This window comes from Oribacterium sp. HCP3S3_B9, assembly GCF_052064255.1.
Lineage (GTDB): Bacteria > Bacillota > Clostridia > Lachnospirales > Lachnospiraceae > Oribacterium.
In genome coordinates this window covers 38,313-65,261 of record NZ_JBQHVY010000007.1, presented here as the reverse complement: position 1 = coordinate 65,261, position 26,949 = coordinate 38,313, and the positions used below count along the sequence as shown (strand labels likewise).

Below are 26,949 nucleotides of genomic sequence, written 5' to 3'. Positions count from 1 at the left end.
TTATATTGCAAAAGATTATAGTAATCAGGGAGTCTTATAACTATGGAAAAGAAGTCAAGCAGTTTCTCAGGACAGATCGGATTCGTCCTTGCGGCGGCCGGCAGTGCCGTCGGCGTCGGTAATCTCTGGCGTTTCCCGTACCTCGCAGCGAAGGACGGCGGTGGGCTCTTCCTGCTGGTCTATCTCGTGCTGGTGCTGACCTTCGGCTTCACGCTGCTGACCTCCGACATCGCGATCGGACGACGCACGAAGCAGAGCGCCATCGGTGCCTATGCGACGATGAATCCGAAGTGGAAATTCCTCGGCATCCTGACCTTTCTCGTGCCGGTGCTGATCATGACCTACTATGCGGTTATCGGCGGATGGATCACGAAGTATGCTGTTGCGTATCTTTCGGGGCATGCGGCCGCTACGGCAGAGGATGGCTACTTTACAGGCTTTATTACCTCCCCGGTTTCACCGGTGGTGTTCGCCCTTCTGTTCATGGGCATCACCGCTATTATCGTATATAACGGTGTCGAGGGCGGCATCGAGCGTGTATCCCGCTGCATGATGCCGATCCTGCTCGTGCTGGTGATTGTGATCGCGGGCTATGCATTGACCCTGCATCATGAAGATGCCTCCGGACAGGTGCGTACCGGCATGGATGGTCTCCGTTACTACCTCACCCCGCATCTCGAAGGCCTGACCCTCGGCCGCTTCCTGCAGATTCTGCTCGATGCGATGAGCCAGCTGTTCTTCTCCCTCAGTGTATCGATGGGCATCATGATCACCTACGGCTCCTATGTAAAGCCGGAGGTCAATCTGAACACCTCCGTGAATCAGATCGAGATCTTCGATACCGGCGTCGCACTGATCGCCGGCGCGATGATCATCCCGGCAGTGTATGTGTTCTCCGGTACGGAAGGCATGAGCGCCGGTCCGAGCCTGATGTTTGTGTCCCTTCCGAAGGTCTTTGCAGCGATGGGGAAGGCTGGCGTCTTCGTCGGCATACTTTTCTTCGTCACTGCGATCTTCGCGACGCTCACCTCCTGCATCTCCGTGCTCGAATCCATCACCGCGAACTGCATGGAGATCTTCCACACCGGTCGTAAGAAGACGGTGCTGGTACTGTCGGTCATCTACCTCGCAGCGTCAGCCATCATCGCCCTCGGCTACAGCATCTTCTACTTTGAAGTGCAGCTGCCGAACGGCTCTGTCGGCCAGCTGCTCGACATCATGGACTACGTCAGCAACAGCGTGATGATGCCCTTCATCGCACTGCTGTCTACCCTCCTGCTCGGCTGGGTTGTGACGCCGAACTACGTCGTCGATGAAATGGAGCGGAACGGCGAGACGTTCCACCGGAAAAAGCTCTACTGCATCATGATTCGCTTCGTGGCACCGTTCCTCATGCTGATCCTCTTTCTGCAGTCGACCGGCATCCTCGCATGATATACATTGTGAGGACGAGATGATCTGAATTATGTATAACAAAAATCCGAATCCTTCTCGATAAAGCGCATGCCATACATGATATGACGGCCGGAAGAAGGACTCGGATTTTTCTGCGTTTATGTAAACGAATCAGAGCACATGTGTGTAAATAAAAAACTTCGGGGCCAGGTGTATCCACGTCACATAGAAGGATCCTCTTAGTGCTGCTACGTTCCCGTCCTGACACGGTTCGAGGGATCTATTGCGTGGGGCCCAGCGCCCGAAGCATAGAAAGTATAGCTGAAAATCGCGGAAATGGCAAGCTGTACTTGACATCCTGTGATATAATACCTTGATTCATGGTAACAGTTTAGACAGGCAGGGGACCCGCAGGGGCGGCAACGGAACTGTTATGATTCATAGTGATGTGAGGTTTTTATGAGCTTTTCGAGTCTGATTTTCATAGCGCTGTTTCTGCCGGTTTTCATGATCGCTTCTGTGCTTGCGCGTGGAAATCAGCGGAAGAACCTCGTGCTGCTCCTCTTTTCTCTGATTTTCTATGCCTTCGCGGGGCTCACGAAGCTTGCGCTGCTCCTCATGGTGACGATGCTCGCCTGGTTCAGCGGGCAGCGCATCGGACGGGCGCTACAGTTCGCGGCTTCGGAAAATCCGGACTATCAGGAGGGCGATGATGATTTCCAGAGTCCGGACGCGGAGCGGATCCGTGTCGAGGGGCAGAGGCGTGCCCGTGCGTGGCTGATCCTCGCGCTCGTGCTGCTGATCGCGGTGCTTCTCTTTTATAAGCTTGCCGGACCGATCTGCCGGAGTCTGTTTCTGACCAATGCAGACGACCTGGACGCAGGTGGTGGTGCCACGACGGGAATGGCTGCGGCCATCCTCGCGTATGTCCGAAACATTGGCCTCCCACTCGGCATTTCCTTCTATATATTTAAGCTGATCAGCTACGTCGCCGACGTCTATACGAAAAAGACGGAGCCGGGCGATTTCTTCCATGTGCTGCTCTATACCGTGACCTTCCACCAGGTGGCGCAGGGCCCGATCACGCGCTTCGGCGAGATGGCCGAGGAGATGGACCATCGGCGCGCGGATGCCGAGGATCTGGTAGAGGGCCTCTGGCGCTTTATGGTGGGCCTCGCGAAGAAGACCGTACTCGCGGATCATCTCGGCACACTCGCGGAGACCTTCCTGCCGCTCGCCGGTAACACCACGTTCTCCGTCGGCGGTGCCTACCTCGGTGCGCTCTGCTACATGCTGCAGCTCTATCTTGATTTCTCAGCCTACTCCGACATGGCGCTCGGCCTCGGTCGGATGATCGGCTTCCACTATCCGGAAAACTTCAACTATCCATATATCGCGGTTTCTGTGCGTGACTTCTGGCGTCGCTGGCACATTTCGCTGAGCCGTTTCTTCCGGGATTATGTATACATCCCGCTGGGCGGGAATCGTGTATCGACCGGACGGCTGATGCTGAATCTGCTTGCCGTTTGGGCGTTGACCGGCTTCTGGCATGGCAGCAGCTGGAATTTTATCCTCTGGGGACTTTACTACTTCGTCTTCATCGCGATCGAGAATTTCGTGAAGAAATTCCAGAAAGCGAAGGCAGTGTCTGGCACAGACGCTACGGACGGCGCAGTTGCCGCTGCAGGCCCGGCTTCAGCTGCGGACACGAAGCGCAACGCGCAGGCACCGCGTCGCTCGCCGCTGCCGGCGCTCACGCGTGCGCTTGGTCACCTCTACACCCTGATCGTCGTGTTCTTCGGCTGGGTGCTGTTCCGCTTCAGTGATTTCCAGGTGCTGCGCGAGGTGCTCCGCACGATGTTCTTCCTGAGCGGACGTGCGACGGTCGATGCGGCGGAGCTTTTGACCCTCCGCAGTAATCTGTTCTTCCTGATCTTTTCCATTATCGCCTGCACACCACTCGGTGCCCGTCTCGCCGCGAAGCTGCGGGCGTTCTATGATGCGAGCCTTCAGCAGGAGGCGCGCGAGAAGCAGCAGCTCGAGCGTGAGAAGGCGCGTTATCAGAAGGAAACCGAGATCGATCAGCAGGTGCAGCGCCTCGACGCCAGCATCGAGGGCCTCGAGGAGGAAGACGCCGAGAATCACGAGCGCGTCGCTACCCGGATGAAGCGCCGCATCACGAAGAGCAGCGAAGCCCGTCGCCGGAGCGAGGGCCTGTACTACGGCCTCCGCCTCCTCCTGATGCTCCTGCTCCTCGCACTCTCCATCGTCTCGATGGTCGGCGCCAGCTACACCCCGTTCCTGTATAATCAGTTCTGATGTCTCCGGCGACCCGCGGGCGTCGCGCGTAAAGCGCTGCGCCCGTTCCACGTCCATGGCATCCCGTGACCGGCTGAGCCGCCGGCCTATCGAAAAGCATGAAACCAGTTTCTGAAAATGAACATGAAAAACCGCATAAAGAGATGCGCGGCGTTCAGATCGTTGCGGTCGCCGCAGCGCTGATCGCCACCGTACTTCTCGGCATTGGCCTCGCCCTGCCACTCCGCCCGACGTACTCTGCCTCCGAGAAGCGCGCCCTCGCGAGCTTTCCGACCGCGACCACGGAGACCCTCCTGTCCGGTGCGTACTTCACAGACCTCGCGACCTGGTTCTCCGACACCTTTCCGTGCCGCGAGACCCTGCTCAGCCTCGGCGCGAAGCTCGAGAGCCTCTATGGCCCGCAGGGTGAGTCCTTCTACGGAAACCGGTCCACGGCCGTCGCGGATACGATTCCGGAGACCGCCGAGTCGCTCGCGCCGGTCATGACCCTCGCCGCTGCGGAGCCGGAGGGCGCCGCGGATGAGGCCAATGCTTCGGCCACGCCATCGTCACTTGCACATGACAAGTCGGCGACGGGTGCGCTCGATCAGTATGCCGCCCTCGTCGAGACGAATGCCGACGGTACGCTGAAGGAGAAAAAGGCAGAAAAAGCGGAGGTGAACGGCGAGCAGGCCGGCAGCATCTACGTCACGAACCACCGCGGCTACGAAATCTACTATTATAATCAGGGCGGTGCAGTGAAGTATGCGTCCATGATCAACACCTATCGGGCGCGCTTCCCGAAGTGTGAGGTCTACGATATCCTCGTGCCGAACAGCTTCGGCGTCGAGCTCGACCGCAGCACGCAGGCGGCGCTCGGCTCCAGCAACATGGAGGACGCGTTCAACTACATCTACAGCATGATCGATCCGGAGGTCCATAAGGTGTCCGTCTTCGAGACGCTTCTGCAGCATAAGAACGAGTACATCTACTTCCATACCGACCACCACTGGACCGGACTCGGGGCGTACTATGCCTACATGCGCTTCTGCGATGCGAAGGGCATCGAGCCGCACAGCCTCCGGGACTACCAGAAGGAGAGCTTCGATGGCTTCTACGGCACCTTCTACTTCTCGACGAACCGCTCCGAGGCGCTAAAGCAGAACCCGGATACTGTCGAGGCCTGGCTGCCGATCGCGACGAACGAGATGGAGTACATCAACCAGCTCGGCGAGCAGGGCCATGCCCAGGTCATCAACGACGTCACGAATTCGAACGCCGGCGACAAGTACAGTGCTTTCATCCATGGCGATAATCCGCTGACGGTCATCCATAATCCGCATCGAAGCGACGGCTCGGCCTGCGTCCTCATCAAGGAATCCTATGGCAATGCCTTCGCTCCGTACCTCGTGGATCACTATGAGGATGTCTATGTCGTCGACTATCGTCACTTTGAGGGCAGCATCGCGCAGCTGATCGAGGAGTACGGTGTGCAGGATATCATCTTCTTAAATAACGTGATGGCGCTCAGCGAGCGGGCATCCGGGATGATGATGGGACTGCTCGGGTGAGCGCCTGGAGGGCTGGCAGCAGAAACGCAGTACCCCGAGCTCGGAAGACTCTAAAATTCCAGTCCTCCGGGCTCTCATGCCCGAGCGGTTACCGGCAGCAGAAGCAAAAAGTACAAACGCTTGCAAAAGCGTGTACACTCACTTATAATTTATAAGATTTAACAGTCTGAATAATGCGGTTCTTATGCTCTGCGCATAGGAAACTTACAGGAGATATATGGAACAGTTTATCATGAAAGGTGGCACCCCTCTTCACGGCGAGGTCGTGATCGGCGGGGCGAAGAATGCCGCACTGGGCATCATCGCCGGCGCACTTTTAACAGATGAAGATGTGATTATAGAGAATCTGCCGGACGTGCGTGACATCAACGTTATGCTTGAGGCATTGAAGGAGATCGGCGCCGTCGTCGAGCGTATCGATCGTCATACCGCGAAGATCAGCGCCGTGGGCGTGACGAGCGTATCGATCGACGACGAGTACATCCGGAAGATCCGGGCATCCTACTACTTTATCGGCGCACTGCTGGGCAAGCATCACATGGCGGATGTTCCGCTTCCGGGCGGCTGTGCGATCGGTTCCCGTCCGATCGACCAGCACATCAAGGGCTTCCGGGCCCTCGGTGCGAAGGTAGAGATCCGGAACGGCTGTGTACAGGCCGCTGCCTCCGAAGGACTTCACTCCTCCCACATCTACCTCGACGTCGTATCCGTCGGCGCGACCATCAACATCATGCTGGCTGCCGTCCTCGCAGAGGGCAGAACCATCATCGAGAACGTGGCGAAGGAGCCGCACATCGTCGATGTCGCGAACTTCCTGAACTCGATGGGGGCCAACATCAAGGGCGCCGGTACGGATACGATCCGCATCCGTGGCGTCCGCCGCCTGCATGGCACGACCTACGCCGTTATCCCGGACCAGATCGAGGCAGGCACCTTCATGTGTGCCGCCGCGGCGACCCGTGGTGACATCCTGATCAAGAACGTCATCCCGAAGCACCTGGAGTCGATCACCGCGAAGCTGCTCGAGATGGGCAACACGGTCTATGAGTACGATGAGGCCGTACGCGTCGTGGGCGCGCCGGTGCAGCATCCGACCGATGTGAAGACGCTCCCGTATCCGGGCTTCCCGACCGACATGCAGCCGCAGATGTCCGTGACCCTGGCCCTCGCCGATGGCACCTCGGTCGTCACCGAATCCATCTTCGAGAACCGTTTCAAGTATGTCGATGAGCTCGCGCGTATGGGCTCGAACATCAAGGTGGAGGGGAACGTCTCCGTCATCGATGGTGTGAAGCGCTTTACGGGTGCCAGTGTCAATGCACTCGACCTCCGCGCTGGTGCCGCTCTCGTCATCGCCGGCCTCGCCGCAGATGGCATCACGACGGTCCGCGACATCGTCTACATCCAGCGTGGCTATGAGCACTTCGAGCAGAAGCTGCAGGCCCTCGGCGCACAGATCGAGCTGGTGGACAGTGAGCGCGAGGCGCAGAAGTTCCGGATGAAGATCGGCTGATGTAGAAAGAGATAATTTATATAGCTTGTGTAGAATAGAAACTGTTTTCAACAGGGTCTGAAAGAACATCGCCGTGCAGGCGACACAGCTTGGGATACGAAAAGACAGTGTTGAGTCCATGATTCGATACTGTCTTTTGTGAATTTATGAAGGAGAAATGATTATGGATCTAAGAGCCATCGCTTTTATTTTGTTCATTTTAATGTATGTGATTATGATTGCGAAGCCGAACTGGAAGATCTACGCGATCTGGGGCGTCGCCATCGTCTTTATGCTGGTCGGGATCCTCCGGCCGAATCCGCTGTACATCCTGTCGGTCATCAACTGGAACGTCCTTATGATGATCGGCGGCACGATGCTCGTCGTCTGGTTCTTCATCGAATCGAAGATGCCGAATCTGCTGGCGGATATCATCCTCGATAAGTGTGCAAATGTCATGTGGGTCATCATCCTGATGTCGCTGTTTGCCGGTGCGGTGTCGGCGTTTATCGATAATGTCGCTACCGTCCTCATGATCGCACCGGTGGCACTTGCGGTATGTAAGAAGCTCGATATCTCGCCGGTATCGATGATTCTGTCCATCGCCGTGTCCTCGAATCTGCAGGGTGCGGCGACGCTCGTCGGCGATACGACCTCCATCATGCTCGGTGACTATGCGAACATGAACTTCATGGAGTTCTTCTTCATGCATGGGCGTCCGGGTATTTTCTGGTCCGTCGAGTTCGGTGCACTGATGACGGTACCGGTGATGATTTTTCTCTTCCATAAGTATCGACAGCCGGTGGAGGCCAGCGAGAAGACCGTGGTGACGGATTACTTCCCGACGATCGCCCTGTGTGGTATCGTCGTTGCGCTCATCGTCGCGTCCTTCATCCCGAATACACCGGATATGATCAACGGTATCATCTGTATGACGATCGCGGCGATCTGTATGATCTGTGACTATGCGCGGCATCGGAGTCACCTCAACCTCAAGCATGCGATCGCTTCGGTGGATGCGGATACGCTGCTGATCCTCGCGGGGCTGTTTATCGTGATCCGTGGCATCACGGATGTCGGGATCATCGATGCGGCCGCAGACCTGATCGTACGTGCAGGTGGCAGCAACATCTTCATGCTCTATACGATCATCGTGTGGGGCTCGGTGCTGTTCTCTGCGTTTATCGATAACATCCCGTATGTGGCGACTATGCTGCCGATCATCACGGGCATCTGTCAGCTGCTCGGGATCGAGCCGTATCTTCTGTACTTCGGACTGCTGACCGGCGCGACGCTCGGTGGAAACATTACCCCGATCGGTGCGAGTGCGAATATCACGGCGGTCGGAATGCTGAAGGCCGGTGGCTATGAGGTATCGTTCGGTGATTTCATGAAGATCGGACTGCCGTTTACGCTGGCGGCGGTGCTCACCGGGTATGCGTTTATCTGGGTGTTCTGGGCGTGACCGGATGAAGATGGAGACGGAGACAGGGCTGTCCGAAGGGCAGCCCTGTCTCCGTCTCCTATTTGTATGTGGTGAAAAATAATCTGAATTAGTGATTGACAATTAATTAACAGGCATGTATACTACTTGTAGTTTGATTGATAAATAATTAACGATAATTAATTATCAATCGACGTGAGATAATTTGATCTATAGTTGTTGCCACAAAAAGGAGATCACACATGAGTAAGGAATTAAAGAATCCGGAGATCGTTAAGGACATGGATTCTCTGCAGGCGAAGATCGCGGTTGTCAGAGAAGCACAGGAGAAGTACGCAAACTTCACACAGGAGCAGGTAGATAAGATTTTCAACGCCGCTGCAACGGCTGCAAACCAGATGCGTATTCCGCTTGCACAAATGGCAGTAGAGGAGACCGGTATGGGTCTCGTCGAGGATAAGGTCATCAAGAACAACTACGCCGCTGAGTATATCTACAACAAGTATAAGAATACGAAGACCTGTGGTGTCATCGATGAGGATCCGGCTTTCGGAACCAAGACGATCGCAGAGCCGCTGGGCCTCGTGGCTGCAGTTATCCCGACGACGAACCCGACATCGACCGCTATTTTCAAGACGCTGATCTGCTTAAAGACCAGAAATGGTATCATCATCAGCCCGCACCCAAGAGCGAAGAAGTGCACCACTTATGCTGCAAAGGTCGTTCTCGATGCTGCTGTCAAGGCAGGTGCTCCGGAGAACATCATTGGCTGGATCGATGAGCCGTCTCTTGAGATGACGGATGAGATCATGCATGACGCAGACTGCATCCTTGCAACCGGTGGTCCTGGTATGGTAAACGCAGCGTATAGCTCTGGTACACCGGCACTCGGCGTAGGTGCAGGTAATGATCCTTGCATCATCGATTCGACTGCAGATATCCAGATGGCAGTTTCTTCCATCCTTCATTCGAAGACCTTCGACTATGGTATGATCTGTGCTTCTGAGCAGACCTGCACCGTCGTAGCAGATGTGTATGATAAGGTAAAGAAGGAGTTTGAGTACAGAGGTGCGTACTTCCTGAGTAAGGAGGAGAAGGAGAAGGTTGGTAAGGTTATCATCATCAACGGCTCCATGAACGCAAAGATCGTCGGCCAGCCGGCATGGAAGATCGCCGAGATGTGCGGCATCGAGATCCCGCACTCGAAGAAGGTCCTCATCGCAGAGGTGACCGATAACTCGAAGGCAGAGCCGTTCGCACATGAGAAGCTCGCGCCGGTACTCGGTATGTATAAGGCGAAGGATTTCGACTCTGCACTTGTAAGCTGTGAGAAGCTTCTGATGGAGGGTGGTCCTGGACATACTGCGTCCCTCTTCATCGATCCACGTGAGACCGAGAAGATCGCAAAGCACGCACATGTGATGCATGCCTGCCGTATCCTCCTGAACCAGCCGTCTGCCCTGGGTGGTCTCGGTGATCTTTACAACTTCAAGCTCACTCCGTCTCTGACACTGGGCTGCGGCTCCTACGGTGGAAACTCTGTTTCTGAGAACGTCGGTGTCAAGCACCTGCTGAACTATAAGACTGTGACAGAGAGGAGAGAAAACATGCTCTGGTTCCGTACCCCATCTAAGGTTTACTTCAAGAAGGGCTGCATGCCAGTTGCCCTCGCTGAGTTAAAGGAAGTTTATGATAAGAAGAAGGTGTTCCTCGTAACCGACTCCTTCCTCGATTCTGCAGGATACATCAAGCCGATCACCGACAAGCTCCATGAGCTCGGCATCGACTACCGCGTATTCTCACACGTACAGCCGGATCCTACCCTGGCCAATGCTGAGGAAGGCGCTGAGCAGATGCGTCGTTATCAGCCGGATTGCATCATCGCCTTCGGTGGTGGTTCTGCGATGGATGCCGGTAAGATCATGTGGGTTCTCTATGAGCACCCGGATGTAACCTTCGCCGATATGTCGATGCGTTACATCGATATCCGTAAGAAGGTTTACCAGTTCCCGAAGATGGGTGAGAAGGCACTCTTCGTAGCCATCCCGACCTCTTCTGGTACCGGTTCTGAGGTGACTCCGTTCGCGGTTATCACCGACCAGACCACGGGCACCAAGTACCCGATCACGGACTACGAGCTGCTTCCGAACATGTCGATCATCGATACCGACAACATGATGACACAGCCACGCGGCCTCACCGCTGCATCCGGACTCGATGTTCTCGTACACGCACTCGAGGCATACGCTTCCATGATGGCTACACCGTATACGGATGGTCTCGCTCTTCAGGCGATGAAGCGCGTCTTCGAGTACCTGCCGACTGCTTTTAACGAGCCGACCAATGTCAAGGCCAGAGATGAGATGGCACACGCATCCTGCATGGCAGGTATGGCCTTCGCCAATGCCTTCCTCGGTGTCTGCCACTCCATGGCACACAAGCTCGGTGCTTACCACCACATCCCGCACGGCATCGCAAACGCACTCCTCCTCACCGAGGTCATCCGTTACAATGCTGCGGAGCAGCCACAAAAGATGGGTACCTTCCCTCAGTATGAGTATCCGCACACACTCCACAGATATGCAGAGTGCGCACGTTTCTGCGGTGTCGTTGAGAAGGATGATGCCAAGGCTGTTCAGAAGTTCTGCGATAAGATCGTAGAGCTGAAGCGTACTGTCGGCATCAAGGAGCGCATCCAGGATTACAACGTAACCGAGGAGGATTTCCTGAAGACCCTCGACGAGATGAGCACCAACGCATTCGATGATCAGTGCACCGGTGCAAACCCGAGATACCCGCTGATCTCCGACATCAAGGAGATGTACAAGCTTGCATTCTACGGCAAGGCTTACCAGAAGAACGACGCAACACCAGTCGAGGTTCTTCCTTGCATGGATGAGTACACCGCTTAATCAAATCGTTTGAACCTTGTGGCAACAAGTTCATAAATAAAAGCCGTCCGGATGTTTCCGGGCGGCTTTTTATTGCGGTGTCTTAAGAATTTCGTAAGGGGGTCTGACCCCATAAATTTCAGTTTAGATTCTGTTTAGAAAAAATTAATGGGGTCAGACCCCATAAACTTAAGAGGCGCAATAAACTGGTGCTTGGCGGTGAGCCATGATATGATAAATGTGTTGATTCATCGGCACTTCGACAGAGTTTTTTCTGTTCGAGCCGGCAGAAGCTGATTTCTGTTCGGACAGGCAGAGGGTGGCGTTTATGAAGAAGAGAAGGCTGGCGGCGCTGGCGGTCGCCGTCATCGTGGTCGCGCTGATGCTGGAGGCCGGCATTTTAAAATATGTAAATGATCAGATGACATACAGGATCTCTGAGGTGATGCTGGATCGTGTGTTTACGGTACTCGAAAAGAATGAGCAGAGTGAAGCGGATATGATCGAATCGCTGAAGTCGGACTATATCGTCCGGGCGCGTGCGGTGTCCTATATCCTGGATGCGAAGCCGGAGGCGGAGCTTGATGTCGATGAGCTCCAGCGGATTGCAAAGCTGATTTCGGTGGACGAGATCCACCTTCTGGATCAGACGGGCATGATCTACAGCGGCACGCTCCCGAAGTACTTCGGCTATAATTTCGATACCGGCGAGCAGATGGCGTATTTTAAGCCGATGCTGACAGATAAACAGCTGTCGATGTGCCAGGATGTGACGCCGAATACCGCTGAAGGCAAGGAGATGATGTATGCTATCGTCTGGGATGAAAGTGCTTCGAAGATGATTCAGGTGGGCATCACGCCGAAGCATCTGCTGCAGGAGCTGAAGCATAACCAGGTTCCCGCTGTGGTGGCCGATATGCCGCTCTATAAAGGCATGGAGCTCTATGTCGCAGATCCGGAGACGAAGCAGATCGAGGGGGCCACGGACAGTACGCAGCTCGGCCGGCGTCTCGAGGAACTCGGCATCGATGCAGAGGCCGTCAGCATTGGCCAGACCATACGAATGGATGCCGTCGTAAAGGGAGAGGACTGTCGATGCATGCTGCAGAAGGACGCGAAGTACCTCGTGGTGATCACGGAGGAGAAGGCAGTGTACCTCGAAAGCAGCTTCGTCGCGATGCTTATCGTCGGAGTGTACCTGATACTCGCGTCGTGTGGCATGATCTATATGCTCGCGGAGGTGATGAAGGAGAAGTACGAAAAGGAGAAGCTGCTCTATACCTCGATGACGGACGAGCTTACGCGCTGCGGGAACCGGCACGCGTACGAGACGGATATCGCGAAGCTCGATCTGCAGGCGGCCTGGGCCTACCTGTCGATGGATGTGAACGGACTTAAGCAGGTCAATGATACGCGCGGGCACGCGGCTGGCGATGAGCTGATCTGTGCGGCGGCCGAAACGATGAAGCACAGCTTCGCGGATATCGGCAGGGTGTACCGCATCGGCGGCGATGAGTTCGTCGTGATCGTCACCGGGGAGCTGGAGGCGCTGGACGCGCGGCTTCAGGACTTCGATGTGGATGTCGCGCACTGGCAGGGCGAGCTCGTGGACAGCATGAGCATCGCCTGGGGATATGTGCTGAGCACCGAGCACCCGTGGGAAAGCGTCCATGAGATCTCGAAGGCAGCCGATATACGTATGTACGAACGGAAGGCGTACTTCTACCGTGAAAGCGGCGTGGACTGTCGGAAATCATAGGATGAAAAGGCCGTCGTGGCGGGGAGAGCCCCATCACGACGGCCTTAAGAATTTTGTAAGGGGGTCTGACCCCATAAACTTTCACCCATTTATTTCTTTCCGATGGGGATTTGCGTTGAATTCAGCGCCTTGAAAACGGGGATTCCTCTTCCTGGCCTAATGAAAGAAGCACCCGGGCCATATGACTCGGGTGCTTCTGTATGGAGAAAAAATGAATAAGTAAAATAACGCGTTACGCGACCTTCACTGCGAGGCCGGCGGCATTCAGTGCTCTCTCGAGTACCGGGATGACGATGCAGACCGCGATCATCTTCGCGCAGTCACCTGGCAGGAACGGGATCACACACGCACCGAGCGCGCCACCGAGTGTCGCCATGGCAGCATTGCCCTGCGCACCCATGAGGTACATGAACCAGGCGGTTCCGAAGATATAGAGGATCACCTCGCCGGCGAGCTGTGCGACGAAGAGAAGCAGGTACTTCTGGCCGCCCTTCTGCTCACGACCGAAGCGGTGATAGATGAGGCCGGTCAGGAATGCGAGGAAAAGATAACCGATGAGGTAACCGGAGGACGGCTTCACGAAGGAGCCGAAGCCACCGCTGTAGCCGGCGAAAACCGGAAGACCGAAGGCACCGAGCAGAAGATAGATCAGCACGGAAAGTGTACCGTACTTCGCACCGAGCAGCGCACCGGCGAAGGCCGCCGCTAGGGTCGCGAGGGAAATCGGAACACCACCTGGAAGCGGGATGGACATCGGAGACAGTACACAGAGAAGTGCTGCACATAAAGCCGTCAGGGTCAGAGTTTTCGTGGTTGTATTCGTCATAAGAAGTTAACCTCACTTTTTTCACAAGTTTACAGAACGTGAAAATTATAAGAAGTTAACCCGCAGATGTCAATAGGTTGCCAGCAGAAACCGGTGATTCCGACCGTTCAGTCATAGCGGTTCAGAGAGTGGTGGCTATTTAGCTGGACTGTAACAGGTGATCTACTGCGGCGTGCGCGCCGAGACGGCGTAGACATTGACCGTATGAGCCATGCGGCTGTTGAAGAAGATGCGGTCGCCGGCGTGGGCGTAGATCGGGTGCGGGTGCGCGTCCTGGCCGAGCCAGTCGGAGTCATGCTTACAGAGTGGAACCCAGTGGAGGATGCCCTCATCCCAGTCCGGCTCCACCTTCGTGATGTAGGCGCCATCCTTTCGATGCGGATCCGGGCCGTTGTCGGTCGAGTTCTCGCGCTCGATGATTTTTTCACCCGGCATGCGATAGTAGCCGTCGCAGGTCAGATTGCCGCGGTGGTCCATCAGGAAGTGGCCGTAAGCATTGTACTCATCCGGCAGGGCGATCTCCCAGAAGTTGCGGACGGGCAGGCCATCTGCGTCGGTGTGTGTGAAGTCAATGTCACAACGGCCAACCATCGCCGGGCCGTGATCATAGCCGCCGTGGTAGATGATGCTTCGACCGTCGTCCGTCCACATCTCGTGGCAGACCCAGTCATGGCGACTGCGCGCATAGCCACGCGGGTTGCCTTTGGTATCATCGCCTTCCTTCCGGACGTGATAGAAGATGTCCTGATGATGGTCATAGATATTCACACGACGGATGCCGCAGTCGAAGGCGGACCACTCGTGGTTATACATGATGATGTCCGAATCGAGCGGGTGGAACTGTACATGCGTGATCCAGCAGCGCGGGATCGTCTTTTCATAAAGCAGCGCACCGCTCTCTGTGTCATACACGCAGAGATACGAGTTGAGACCCTCGTCCTGTGCACGCTGGTCGATGTTGTACTTCGGACGCTTGTCGAGGCCCTCACCCTCGGTCTCCGGATCGAAATCAAGGATGCGCCCGTCAGTCATCGGCACGCACAGCTTCGTGCCGTCCAGGCTGACGTGCGTGAATGCGGTCATCCGGCCATCCGGCACGCGGTTCAGCACCCGGATGTTGCCGTCCCGGTCGGTCCGACAGATTTTATCATCCTGAATATAGTAGACACGCTCACGGATATAGTCGAGGCAGACGCTGGCCTTGCCGAGGCCCTCATCCTGCGTGCCATCGAAGTAGACGTAGCTCTTCAGGATGCCCTTCTGATTATCCGTCAGCTTCCGGTCGGTTCCGCGGAACATGTCATGCATCCAGACATTCGGATGGCCGTCCCGGTCCGAAATCAGATAGATACGCTCGTCATCCGCGCTGAGTGACGAGCAGGTGAAGTAGAGAAGCTGGGTGTTGAAGCAGTCTCTGCCCAGCCCATCGCTGATTAAAACTCTTCCATTTAAAAGCTTCGATGTGTTCATAAGACTTCCTCGATTCGTATTTTCGTTATACAGGTCTTCTTTTTAGAGGGACGGATATAGTTTCTCTGTTTGTTCAAATCAATTTGACTCAAATCCAGTTTATTCAAATGGATTTGAATAAACTATCATGAGACAAACATATCATTCATCGTAAAAATATCAACTATTCGTAACCATTTCAGATGCATAGACCCCAGAGCCAGCTTCGGCCCAAGACGATCCCAAGCCTGAACAGTAGCGCCCGCGCCACCATAATATTTGTTTATATCAGGAATTTTTTGTTTACGTAAAGATTATACCATGTTATAGTTACCCCGATAAAACATGGATTCGGAGCCAATGGGGGCGCCTTCAGGAAAGAACGGGCGCACTATGTCTTGGTATCCGGATTTTTTAAACTAAACCAAATAAGCTGTTCCTGAAGGAGGAAATTTTATGTCTTATGTTGATGAAGTTTACGAAGGATTAAAGGCAAAGCATCCGCACGAGCCGGAGTTTCTCGAGGCTGCAAAGAGAATTCTCGAGTCTCTGGACCCGATCGTTTCGAAGAACGAGGATGTATACCGTAAGAATGCTCTTCTGGAGAGATTTGTCGAGCCGGAGAGAATCATTACGTTCAGAGTACCATGGACCGATGATAAGGGTGTAAACCACGTAAATCTCGGCTACAGAGTACAGTTCAATTCAGCCATCGGACCGTACAAGGGCGGTCTCCGTTTCCATCCGTCTGTAAATCAGTCGATTCTTAAGTTCCTCGGTATGGAGCAGATTCTGAAGAACTCCCTGACCAGCCTTCCGATCGGTGGTGGTAAGGGTGGTGCGGACTTCGACCCGCACGGCAAGTCGGATGCAGAGGTGATGCGCTTCTGCCAGAGCTTCATGACGGAGCTCTATAAGTACATCGGTAAGGATACCGACGTTCCGGCCGGTGATATCGGTGTCGGCGGACGTGAGGTAGGCTACCTCTATGGCCAGTACAAGAGACTTACCGGCCTCTATGAGGGCGTACTGACCGGCAAGGGTCTCACCTTCGGTGGTTCCCTCGCTCGTCCAGAGGCAACCGGCTATGGTCTCGTTTACATCACGGATGAGGTAGTCAAGGGTGCCGGCAAGGAGCTGAAGGGAAAGACCATCGTCGTTTCCGGTTCCGGTAATGTCGCACAGTATGCGATCCAGAAGGCCGAGCAGCTCGGTGCGAAGGTTGTTACCTGCTCTGACTCCAACGGCTATATCTATGATCCGAACGGTATCAACTTCGAGGTTCTCTGCCAGATCAAGCAGGTCGAGAGAGGGAGAATCAAGGAGTACGCAAACCGCGTTCCAGGTTCCGAGTACCACGAGGGTGAGCGTCCATGGGGCGTAAAGTGTGACATCGCACTTCCGTGTGCAACCCAGAACGAGGTCAACGGTGAGGACGCGAAGAAGCTCATCGAGAACGGCTGCTGGTGTGTATGTGAGGGTGCAAACATGCCTTCCGACGAGGCTGCGATCGATACTTACCTCGCTGCGAAGATTCTCTATATGCCAGCTAAGGCAGCCAATGCTGGCGGCGTAGCGGTTTCTGCACTCGAGATGTCTCAGAACTCCGAGAGACTGAGCTGGAGCTTCGAGGAGGTCGACAGCAAGCTTCACGACATCATGGTGAACATCTATAAAAACGTTTCAGAGACTGCAAAGAAGTATGGCTATGAGAACAACTTCGTCGTTGGTGCGAACATCGCCGGCTTCGAGAAGGTTGCAACGGCTATGCTTGCACAGGGCCTCGTATAAGAGATATAAAATTGCAGCATATAAAACGACGTCATAGAGAAATCTGTGACGTCGTTTTGTTTTGCTCTGCGATGTTCTGCAAAAGAACCCCAATATGGAGGGATAATGTGCTATAGTGTGTAGAACGATGTATGAAAACACCACACGCAGTTAGCAGGGGGAATTATGAACAGAGCGCAGCAGTATCGATATCAGCCCGGACATAGAGGGAGTGGGCTCTTTTCGTATCTGGATACGTTTTTCAGAAAGTATGCCGACAGGGAGTTCTTCTTTATGGGGAGAACTGTGGCATACTTTTTCTTTTTTGCGCTGCTGTTTACGCTGAGCGCGTTCGCTGCGACGGAGGGGAGTGCAGCGCAGGTGCAGTCGGAGGATGTGGTCACAGGATCTGCGTCGCTGGATGGGCCGTCGGCGGCAGCTTCTTCGGCAGAGGAGGCGTCGGCGCTGGAAACGTCAGCGAGTGCCTCTGATATGTATGTCAATGTCCGTGCAGCCTGGTACGAGGATTCCTACCACATCACGAATCCGGATGGCGGTCGCAGTGGCTACGGCTACGAGTACGAGCAGGCGGTGGCATCCTACACCGGCTGGGATTACATCTATGTGAAGGATGACTGGACGACGCTGTTTGAGAAGCTTGAGAGCGGGCAGATCGAGATCATGAGTGCCATTTCCTATACCGACGAGCGTGCAGAGCATATGCTTTTCTCTGAGCAGCCGATGGGGAAGGAGCGCTACTATCTGTACGTGGATCTGGAGCATTCCGACATTTCTCCGACGAAGCTTTCGAGTCTCGAGGGAAAGCGCATCGCGGTGATGGAGAAAACCGTTCAGTACACGCAGTTCTGTGCGTGGGAAAAGAAGCATGACATCACGACCATCCACGTGCCGGTCGACAGCATTGACGAAGCGAAGGCGCTGTTTGAAGCGGGGCAGCTGGACGGCGTGGTGTCGACGGAGACCTCTATCTGGGCGGATGCGGGGCTGACGGCCATCATCGACACGGGCAGCTCGGATATTTACTTCGGTATCTCGAAGAGCCGCCCGGATCTGAAGGAAAAGCTGGACGCAGCGATGCGCGCGATGGAGAGGGATAAGCCTTTCTATGCGAACGAGCTCTACAAGCGCTACATCGCGACACAGCAGCTCTCGCCGCTGACCGCGGAAGAGAAGGACTGGCTTTCGCAGCATGGCAGCATCCGCATCGGCTATCTGCGAAACGATCCGGGCTTCAGCGTGGAGGATCCGAAGACCGGGCAGGTGACGGGCGTGCTCAATGACTACATCCTGCACGCGACGGACTGTCTCAACGAGACCATCCATTTCGAGATCGTCGGCTTCGATACGCTGCAGGCCGCGCTTTCGGCGGTGCAGAACGGGAAGATCGATATGGTCTTTCATGTCAGCCAGAATCCATACTACGCCGAGCGGAGTGGCGTGTCACTGTCGAACACCGTACTGTCCATCCCGCTCGCCGTCGTGACCGCGCAGGATGCCTTTAATGAAAGTATGACGAATACCATCGCGATCGTAAAGAGCGATGCGCAGGCCAAGTGGTATATTTCGAACAATTATCCGTTCTGGACGATCGCGAAATATGACGGCTACAAGGAAGCGGAGCAGGCGGTCAAGCGAGGAGATGTCGATGGTATGCTCATCCGCTCCGCTGAGGCTATGCAGTATGTCAATGATAAGGCGCTCCACAGCGTCTACCTCACCCAGGCGGAGGATGTCTCCTTCGCTGTGGATCGTGGAAACCGCGTACTGAACTCGATCCTTAACAAGACACTGAAGACCATGCAGACTGCGAAGCTGATCGGCGCGGTCTCGATGTATGAGGATGTGGTGAAAAAGGTTACACTGCTCGATTTCGTGAAGGATAATCTCCTGCCGGTGACGATATCCTGTCTGTCTCTCTTCCTTCTGATCCTTACGGTGATTCTCGGCTTCCTTCGGAATGCGCGCCTCGCCGCGGCCCGTGCGGAGCGGCTGAATGCGAAGCTGCAGGAGAGCGAGCAGGAGCTGAAGCAGGCGCTCACCGAGGCTGAGAGTGCCAATGCGGCGAAAACCACCTTCCTGAATAGCATGTCGCACGATATTCGTACCCCGATGAATGCCATCATCGGCTTCACCAGGCTTGCATCCGCACAGCTCGAGCATCCAGAGAAGCTGCGGGATTACCTCGGGAAGATCGGGATGTCGAGTGAGCATCTGCTCTCCCTCATCAATGATGTTCTCGATATGAGCCGCATCGAGAGCGGCAAGGTGACACTGCAGGAGAAGCCGCTCCATCTGCCGACCCTCATGGAGGATCTCAGTACGATGATCCGACCGTCGCTCGAGGAGAAGCAGATCGATTTCCGGATGGAGCTGCAGGATGTCGAGAACGAGGATGTACTGGCCGATCCGTTGCGTCTCACGCAGATCCTTCTCAATCTGCTCAGCAACGCGGTGAAATATAACCGCATGAACGGCAGCGTCCGCTTCCTTCTGCGTCAGGAAAAGAGCGGGCTGGAGGGCCGTGCCTGCTATCACTTCATCGTGCGGGATACCGGTATCGGCATCAGCGAGCGCTTCCAGCAGCATCTTTTCGAGAACTTCTCACGTGAGGAGACCGCGACGGTCAGCGGCATCCAGGGCACCGGACTCGGCCTCGCCATCACGAAGAGGATGGTCGACATGATGGGTGGCACCATCGAACTCAGCAGCGCCGAAGGACAGGGCAGTACCTTCGATGTCGGCCTCTGCTTCCGCTGCTGTGTGTCGGCGGAGAGGACGTCCGCTTCGGATACCGCTGCTTCTGAACCGACGTCGGAAACGTCCGCTTCCGGACAGACGCTGACCTCGTCGACGTGTCATTCCAGCGGGGAGCGGATCACAGCTGAGCAGAAAGAGGCTGATTTCCGTGGAAGGAAGATCCTTCTCGTCGAGGATAACGAGCTCAACCAGGAGATCGCCACCGAAATCCTGAAGGAGGCCGGCTTCCTCGTCGAGGTCGCGGAGGATGGTGCCATCGCCGTCGGGAAGATGGCGGACGCTGCACCGGGACAGTATGATCTCATCCTGATGGATGTCCAGATGCCGGTCATGAACGGGTATGAAGCGACGCGCCAGATCCGCGCGATGGACAGCGCATACTGCCGTATGATCCCGATTCTCGCGATGACGGCGAACGCCTTCGAGGAGGATCGGATGCTGGCGACCGAGGCTGGTATGAATGGGTACTTGACGAAACCGATCGATGTTGAGAAAATGATGAAAACGATCGCGTCATTTTTATAAAGAGGGTAGATACATCCATGCATAAATTTTTGAGATCCGTCGGATTTTCAAAACTGAATACAGAGCTGCAGCTCGAGCCACTGCTCGTGCGGGCTGAGAATGAAAAGTACCGGGTGTTGACGATCAATGCCGGCGAGGGTGTCGTGACCGAGGAGTATCAGCTTCCGGTGGCACCGTCCATGGGCATCACGCTGGTCGGTCAGCGCACGCCGGATGGCGTGTTTCACCGGGGATACTACTTTCCGTACATGCGTTCCTACGATGGGACACTGACGGAGGAGGGGGCCGTCGAGCGGCATCTCGAGAAGGAGACCTATGCCGGCGTGCTCGAGGATTTCCGTTCAGGCATCCCGCTGATCTTTTACATCACGAATTCGGTGCAGCTCACCGAGCTTCGCCGTATGCAGATGCCGCTGCGCGCGCGTCAGGCCTTTCTGACCGGTCTCGCGGAGAGCGGCAAGATCCTGCTTCCGGTCGAGAAGCGTCCGGAGGATCCGGAGATCGTGAAGCATCGTCAGAATGAGCGGAAGCGACTCTTCGAGGCGGCCCGCCAGGGCGACCCGGAGGCGATCGATACGCTGACAGAGACCGATCTCAACCTCATGCACGAGGTGCAGCAGCGCTATCAGACGGAGGATCTCTACAGTCTCGTGGAGACCACCTTCATGCCGACCGGTGTCGAGTGCGATATGTACCAGATCCTCGGCGAGATCGTCTCTCTCCGGGTGAAGGAAAATGTCTACACCCACGAAAATGTGGTGGACATGAAGGTCAGCTGCAACGAGTGTATCTTCCATGTCGCCATCAACGAATCGGATCTCACGGGTGTGCCGGCGGTCGGCCGGCGCTTCAAGGGAAAGATCTGGATGCAGGGCTCGCTCGAGATCGTCGAGCAGACCGAATAAATCTTGAAAAGCCTTCTGGAGAACCGAAAGGCTTTTTTTGTAGAGAAGTCTAGCAGGGGACCCGGCTTGATTTCACACGACCTCTACGTATGGCTTCTGTTGCCGGCCCTCCGGGTCCCCTGCTTAATTTCTTTTTATCACCGAATTATAAAAGAAAATACCACTAAATCATGCTAGAATAGAGCTGTTCAGAATTTTAGAGAGATAAACAGAGGAATTTACTATATGAAGAAAATGATTTCGTGGAATGTGAACGGGCTTCGGGCGGTCATGGGGAAGAACTTCATGGAGGTGTTTGAAAGCCTGGATGCGGATATCTTCTGTCTGCAGGAGACGAAGCTGCAGGAGGGGCAGCTGGAGCTGGACCTTCCGGGCTATCACATGTACTGGAACTATGCGGAGAAGAAGGGCTATTCCGGTACGGCGCTTTTTACGAAGGAGGAGCCGCTGTCCGTGACCTATGGCATGGGGATCGAGGAGCATGATCATGAGGGACGTGTGATCACCGCGGAATTTCCGGATTACTACGTCCTGACCGTCTATGTGCCGAACTCCCAGAATGAGCTGAAGCGTCTTCCATACCGTATGACGTGGGAGGATGCCTGGCGGCAGTACATCGGTGAACTGAATAAGAAAAAGCCGGTGATCTACTGCGGCGATCTGAACGTCGCCCACGAGGAGATCGACCTGAAGAACCCGGCGACGAATCATAAGAACGCCGGTTTCTCGGATGAGGAGCGTGCGAAGATGTCGCGGCTGCTCGATTCCGGCTTCATCGATACCTTCCGTCTGCTGTATCCGGATGCCACCGATGAGTACAGCTGGTGGTCCTACCGTATGAAGGCGCGTGATCGGAACGTCGGCTGGCGTATCGACTATTTCATCGTCTCCGAGCAGCTCCGTGACCGGGTCAAGGGCGCGTCGATCCACCAGGAGATCTTCGGCTCCGACCACTGTCCGATCGAGCTGGACATCGAGATCTGAAGTGAAAATCCGAATTCATGAATGCTATAATAGGTGTATACGAAGGTTCGGATACATCGCAGCAGCACATGCCATGTAGGGGGAAATGCTTGGCGACACGAGGATAGAGAAAGACAACGACAACGAAGAAGGGACATCATGCTAGGCTTAAAGAAGGAAAATGACCATTACATCTTCGAGGCAGCGGTTCGTACAGAGCAGCTGTTTCTGAATCTATATCATAAAAACAGACGTGTCCGTCAGATCGCCTTCGATCCGGCGGATCGGATCGGAGATGTCTGGCATCTGGAGCTGCTGGTCACATCCGAATCACGAAGTGGCGAGGGGGACGCTTGCAGGGAAGCTGCGGGCGCAGCGGATGCGCAGGCGAGGGTGCACGAGAAGAGGCAGCCTGCATTGGCCCTCCCGCTCACGGAGCTCAGCTACTGCTACGAGGCGGATGGCCGCATCTTCACCGATCCGAACGGCACGGTGTTTGAGGGGCGGAAGAGCTTCGGGAATCTGAAGGATGGTACCCGCATCCTGAAGACGCCGATCGGTGAGGCGACGGCGATTCCGGAATCGAGTGAGGCCTGGCGACAGGATCGGGCGCTCGATCTGCCGTACGAGGACAGCATCATCTACCGCCTCCATGTGCGCGGCTTCACCGAGCACCACAGTTCCGGTCTCGACCATGAGCTCCGGGGAAGCTTCCAGGGCATCCTCGAGAAGATTCCGTACCTCGAGGCGCTCGGCGTCACGACGCTCGAGCTGATGCCACCGTACGAATTTAACGAGGTCATGCTCCCGGACTACGGACATGATAACCCATACGAGGTCGAGCTCCGCCCGACGGGCCGCATCAACTACTGGGGCTTCACGAAGGATGCCCTGCAGCTCGCACCGAAATCGAGCTTCACCTCCGACCACAAAAATCCGCGGAACGAGTTCCGAAAGCTCGTGCATACCCTGCACGCGCACGGCATGGAGCTCGTGGTCGACCTGTACTTTACCAGTGAAACCATCCCGGATCACATCGTGAACGTCATGCGCTACTGGCGCATCCACTATCACGTCGACGGCATCCACCTGATCGGTGCTGCGCCGTATAGTGTCATCGCCCGTGATCCGTGGCTGAGTCGCTTCAAGATCTGGGCCGACAGCTGGCAGGGCCAGATTCCGGAGATGCCGACCCATGGCGCTGCGCAGGTAGCCGCACCGGGGCGTTACCTCGCCGATTATAACGACGGTTTCCAGAACGACATGCGCCGCATCCTGAAGGGCGACGAGAGCATGCTGCCGACGCTCATGCAGCGCGTGCGCGAGAACCCGTCGAACCGGGCGAGCATCCAGTATATGGCCAATGTCTCGGGCATGAGTCTGATGGATGTCCTCTCCTATGATCGCAAGCACAACGAAGAGAATCATGAGGATAACCGCGACGGTACCGACCAGAACTACAGCTGGAACTGCGGCGAGGAGGGTCCGACCCGAAAGAAGTCCATCAAGCTTCTCCGGAAGAAGATGTGGCGGAACGCGTGGCTGCTGCTGATGCTGAGCCAGGGCACCCCGCTGATCCACGCGGGTGACGAGTTCGGTCAGTCCCGCCTCGGGAACAATAACCCGTACTGTCAGGATAATCCGACGAACTGGCTCGACTGGCGGCTCATCGATCGGAATCGGGAGCTCTACGATTTCGCGCGTTATGCGATTCAGTTCCGTAAGCAGCACCCGGTGTTCCATCAGGGCACAGCGCTTCGACAGATGGACTACCGCTCCGTCGGTATCCCGGACATCAGCTTCCATGGCGAGAACGCCTGGCGGCCGGACAGCGAGAACTTCCGCCGACAGCTCGGTGTCATGTATGCCGGTGCCTATGCCGGCGATGATACCTTCCTCGTGCTCTACAACATGCACTGGGAAAAGCACAGCTTCCTGCTGGCGCATCCGCCGCTCGGCATGAAGTGGGCCGCGGTGATCGATACCGCCATGGAGGAAACGAACGGCATCTATCCGGAGGAGAGGATGCTTCTCGAGGAGCGGTATACCGTAGAGCCGCGCTCCATCGTCGTACTGAAGGCGGTGAAGGATCCGGACTTTCAGCCGAAAAAGAAAGTACATAAACGCCATCTGAAGCAGCGGGCGACAGCATTAGCCCAGGAAACGCAGACGGAGACGGCAGCGGCAGGCGTGGCATCCGGGCACACGGCGACCGAGAAGAGGTCGCCTTCCGAAGTGAAGAAACATCCATCTGATGTATGAGATGAAGGAGATAAAGCATGAATGAGAGATTAGAAGAGATCATGAACTGGGCGGAGGTGGAGGACGTCACCTACGCGGAAACCGCGAATCCGAAGAAGATCCTCGGTGCGCACATCATCCCGGAGGGGCTGCTGGTACAGAGCTTCGTACCGACCGCAAAATCGATCGAGCTCGTGCTCGGCGGACAGCGCTATCCGATGGAGCTCGTCGATGAGGCCGGCTTCTTCGCGACCCTCCTGCCGGTGGAGGAGGCCTGGAACGAGGCACTTCCGGCCTATACCTACCACATCACCTATGACAACGACACGACGGAGGACACCGAGGATCCGTATGCCTTCCCGTCGACCTATACCGACCGTGATATCAAGAAGTATCAGGGCGGCATCTGGTATGACATCTATGAGAAGATGGGCGCGCATCCGATCCGGATCAACGGCGTCGATGGTGTCGCGTTCTCCGTATGGGCTCCGAACGCAGAGCGTGTTTCTGTCGTCGGCGACTTCAACCTCTGGGATGGCCGCCGCCATATGATGCAGCGCCTGGGCGATTCCGGCGTATTCGAGCTGTTCATCCCGCACCTCACCCCGGGCAGCCTCTATAAGTATGAGATCAAGTGTCACCACCAGGAGCCGTTCCTGAAGATCGACCCATATGCCTTCGGCTTCGAGCTTCGTCCGGGCAATGCCTCCATCGTGGAAGACATCGGACAGTTTGCGTGGACGGATGCGGCGTGGCAGCAGCAGAAGGCGGAGCGCGGTGTCGCCGGCGTCAAGGAGGAAGCGATGTCGGTCTATGAGCTGCACCTCGGCTCCTTCGCACGGAAGCAGCAGGCGGTCAATGAGGACGGCACCACACAGCTCGGCTCGGAGTTCTACAACTACCGTGAGCTCGCGGTGAAGGTGGCGGATTATGTGAAGCAGGAGGGCTATACGCATGTTGAGCTCATGCCGGTGATGGAGCATCCGCTCGATGCGAGCTGGGGCTATCAGGTGACCGGCTACTACGCTCCGACAAGCCGTTACGGCACCCCGGAGGACTTCATGTACTTCATGAATTACATGCATGAGGCTGGCATCGGCGTCATCCTCGACTGGGTACCGGCGCACTTCCCGCGCGACAGCTGGGGGCTCGCACAGTTTGATGGATCGGGGCTCTATGAGAATCCGGATCCACGTCTCGCGAGCCACCCGCACTGGGGCACCCTGACCTTCAACTACCGGAAGAACGAGGTGTCGAACTTCCTGATCGGCAGTGCGATGTTTTGGGCAGACCGCTATCATGCCGATGGTATCCGCATGGATGCCGTGGCCTCCATGCTCTACCTCGACTATGGACGTCAGGGCGAGGACGCACCACGGAACATCTACGGCGGCAACGAGAACCTCGATGCGGTGGAGTTCCTGAAGCATCTGAACTCCCAGTTCCACAAGCGCTTCCCGGGCACCCTGCTCATCGCAGAGGAGTCCACAGCATGGCCGAACATCACCGGTGACGTCGAGCAGGACGGCCTCGGCTTCGACCTCAAGTGGAACATGGGCTTCATGAACGACTTCCTCAGCTACATGGGCACGGATCCGTTCTTCCGGAAGGGCAGCTATAACCAGCTCACCTTCTCGATGATCTATAACTACTCCGAGGACTTCATGCTCGTGCTCTCGCATGACGAGGTCGTGCATGGCAAGGGCTCGATGCTCGGGAAGATGCCGGGCGAGACCTTCGAGGAGAAGGCGCAGAATCTTCGTGCCGCGTATGGCTACTTCTGGACGCATCCGGGCAAGAAGCTTCTCTTCATGGGCCAGGACTTCGCGCAGTATGACGAGTGGTCCGAGAACCAGGAGCTCGAGTGGAATCTCCTCGAGTACCCGGTACACGAGGGCGTCCAGGACTTCGTACGGGATCTCAATGCTGTCTACCGGACACATCCGGCGCTCTGGCAGCAGGATTACGTCACGGACGGCTTCGAGTGGATTAACTGCTCCTACCAGGAGGAGTCCATGGTGATGTTCGTTCGAAAGACCGACAAGCCGGAGGAGACGATCCTCGTGGTATCGAACTTTGATAACGTCGCGCATCCGAAGTTCCGTGTCGGTGTTCCGTTCATGTGCTCCGCGAAGCCGCTCATCTCCAGTGATGATAAGAAGTACGGCGGAAGCGGCGCAGTGAAGCGCACGGCACATAAGGCTGTGAAGGCTGACTGGGATGAGCGGGACTACGCCGTCGATCTCGAGATCCCGGCGATGTCGACCACCATCTACCAGCTGACACCATGCGCGGAGCCGGCACCGAAGGCGACGGAAGCGAAGAAGGCAGCTGCAAAGAAGACCGCTGCGAAAAAGACGGTGACGAAGAAGGCTGGATCGGAAGAGAAGGCAGCGCTCGTAAGTCCGAAGAAGACGACCCGGAAAAGGACGACGGTGCCGAAGCAGATGACGGAGGCGAAGGCCGCCGCAGCACAGGCTGTCGAGGCGGCGAAGGCGGATTCGAAGAAGCCGGCCGCGAAGTCGACGGGCACGAAGGCCGCGGTACAGCGAAAGAGCGTGCAGAAGGCTGCACTCGACCAGAAGCTGACGAAGCGTCGCAAGGGCTGATCCGTGATCAAAAAAACTGCACGATCCGCAGGA

General features: G+C 55.9%; 14 protein-coding genes, 1 other RNA gene and 1 pseudogene. 13 read left to right on the top strand and 3 right to left on the bottom strand.

The genetic code is table 11. From position 1 onward, the window contains the following. Window positions 1-42 precede the first annotated feature (42 nt). Window positions 43-1,434: a sodium-dependent transporter gene (locus tag ACTNC3_RS05475; RefSeq protein WP_410043143.1), complete on the top strand. Its 1,392-nt coding sequence runs from the start codon at window positions 43-45 to the stop codon at window positions 1,432-1,434. Window positions 1,435-1,596: 162 nt separating this feature from the next. Here the strand turns inward: ACTNC3_RS05475 and ffs are convergent. Then, window positions 1,597-1,695, bottom strand: an RNA gene (gene ffs / locus ACTNC3_RS05470) — signal recognition particle sRNA small type. 159 nt (window positions 1,696-1,854) lie between these two features. On the opposite strand from ffs, the gene ACTNC3_RS05465 reads away from it, so the two are divergent. From ACTNC3_RS05465 to ACTNC3_RS05440, 6 genes and pseudogenes are all read left to right on the top strand, one after another. Continuing rightward, on the top strand, window positions 1,855-3,714 hold the full coding sequence (locus ACTNC3_RS05465) for an MBOAT family O-acyltransferase (protein ID WP_410043142.1): 1,860 nt from the start codon (window positions 1,855-1,857) through the stop codon (window positions 3,712-3,714). 143 nt (window positions 3,715-3,857) lie between these two features. Further along, entirely contained in the window at window positions 3,858-5,264 is a 1,407-nt protein-coding gene (locus tag ACTNC3_RS05460) for a DHHW family protein (protein WP_441226740.1), read from the top strand. A 217-nt stretch (window positions 5,265-5,481) separates the two neighbouring features. After that, entirely contained in the window at window positions 5,482-6,777 is a 1,296-nt protein-coding gene (locus tag ACTNC3_RS05455) for a UDP-N-acetylglucosamine 1-carboxyvinyltransferase (RefSeq protein ID WP_441226739.1), read from the top strand. Between the two features lie 163 nt (window positions 6,778-6,940). Then, window positions 6,941-8,221, top strand: a complete 1,281-nt coding sequence (locus ACTNC3_RS05450; protein ID WP_410043139.1) for an SLC13 family permease — start codon at window positions 6,941-6,943, stop codon at window positions 8,219-8,221. Window positions 8,222-8,442: 221 nt separating this feature from the next. Continuing rightward, window positions 8,443-11,046 (top strand): annotated as a pseudogene (adhE, locus tag ACTNC3_RS05445) (bifunctional acetaldehyde-CoA/alcohol dehydrogenase); the annotation flags it as partial. A 373-nt stretch (window positions 11,047-11,419) separates the two neighbouring features. Then, window positions 11,420-12,850: a GGDEF domain-containing protein gene (locus tag ACTNC3_RS05440; protein WP_441226738.1), complete on the top strand. Its 1,431-nt coding sequence runs from the start codon at window positions 11,420-11,422 to the stop codon at window positions 12,848-12,850. A 232-nt stretch (window positions 12,851-13,082) separates the two neighbouring features. Here ACTNC3_RS05440 and ACTNC3_RS05435 read toward each other — a convergent pair whose 3' ends face one another. Both ACTNC3_RS05435 and ACTNC3_RS05430 read right to left on the bottom strand, forming a co-directional pair. Beyond that, window positions 13,083-13,676 (bottom strand): biotin transporter BioY, encoded by a 594-nt coding sequence (locus ACTNC3_RS05435; protein WP_441226737.1) that lies wholly within the window; start codon window positions 13,674-13,676, stop codon window positions 13,083-13,085. A gap of 162 nt (window positions 13,677-13,838) precedes the next feature. Further along, window positions 13,839-15,146: a hypothetical protein gene (locus tag ACTNC3_RS05430; protein WP_441226736.1), complete on the bottom strand. Its 1,308-nt coding sequence runs from the start codon at window positions 15,144-15,146 to the stop codon at window positions 13,839-13,841. A gap of 435 nt (window positions 15,147-15,581) precedes the next feature. Between ACTNC3_RS05430 and gdhA the strand changes: the two genes are divergently transcribed. The 6 genes from gdhA to glgB all read left to right on the top strand — a co-directional run bounded on the left by gdhA (window position 15,582) and on the right by glgB (window position 26,916). Beyond that, a complete protein-coding gene (gdhA, locus tag ACTNC3_RS05425; RefSeq protein WP_441226735.1) occupies window positions 15,582-16,916 on the top strand; it encodes an NADP-specific glutamate dehydrogenase in 1,335 nt (444 codons plus the stop codon). Between the two features lie 285 nt (window positions 16,917-17,201). Continuing rightward, window positions 17,202-20,198: a response regulator gene (locus tag ACTNC3_RS05420; RefSeq protein ID WP_441226734.1), complete on the top strand. Its 2,997-nt coding sequence runs from the start codon at window positions 17,202-17,204 to the stop codon at window positions 20,196-20,198. A 17-nt stretch (window positions 20,199-20,215) separates the two neighbouring features. Then, on the top strand, window positions 20,216-21,103 hold the full coding sequence (locus tag ACTNC3_RS05415) for a DUF3881 family protein (RefSeq protein WP_441226733.1): 888 nt from the start codon (window positions 20,216-20,218) through the stop codon (window positions 21,101-21,103). A gap of 225 nt (window positions 21,104-21,328) precedes the next feature. Further along, entirely contained in the window at window positions 21,329-22,087 is a 759-nt protein-coding gene (locus tag ACTNC3_RS05410) for an exodeoxyribonuclease III (protein WP_441226732.1), read from the top strand. A gap of 138 nt (window positions 22,088-22,225) precedes the next feature. Then, window positions 22,226-24,328, top strand: a complete 2,103-nt coding sequence (locus tag ACTNC3_RS05405) for an alpha-amylase (RefSeq protein WP_410043132.1) — start codon at window positions 22,226-22,228, stop codon at window positions 24,326-24,328. A 17-nt stretch (window positions 24,329-24,345) separates the two neighbouring features. After that, on the top strand, window positions 24,346-26,916 hold the full coding sequence (gene glgB / locus ACTNC3_RS05400) for a 1,4-alpha-glucan branching protein GlgB (RefSeq protein ID WP_441226731.1): 2,571 nt from the start codon (window positions 24,346-24,348) through the stop codon (window positions 26,914-26,916). The last annotated feature ends 33 nt before the right edge of the window (window positions 26,917-26,949 follow it).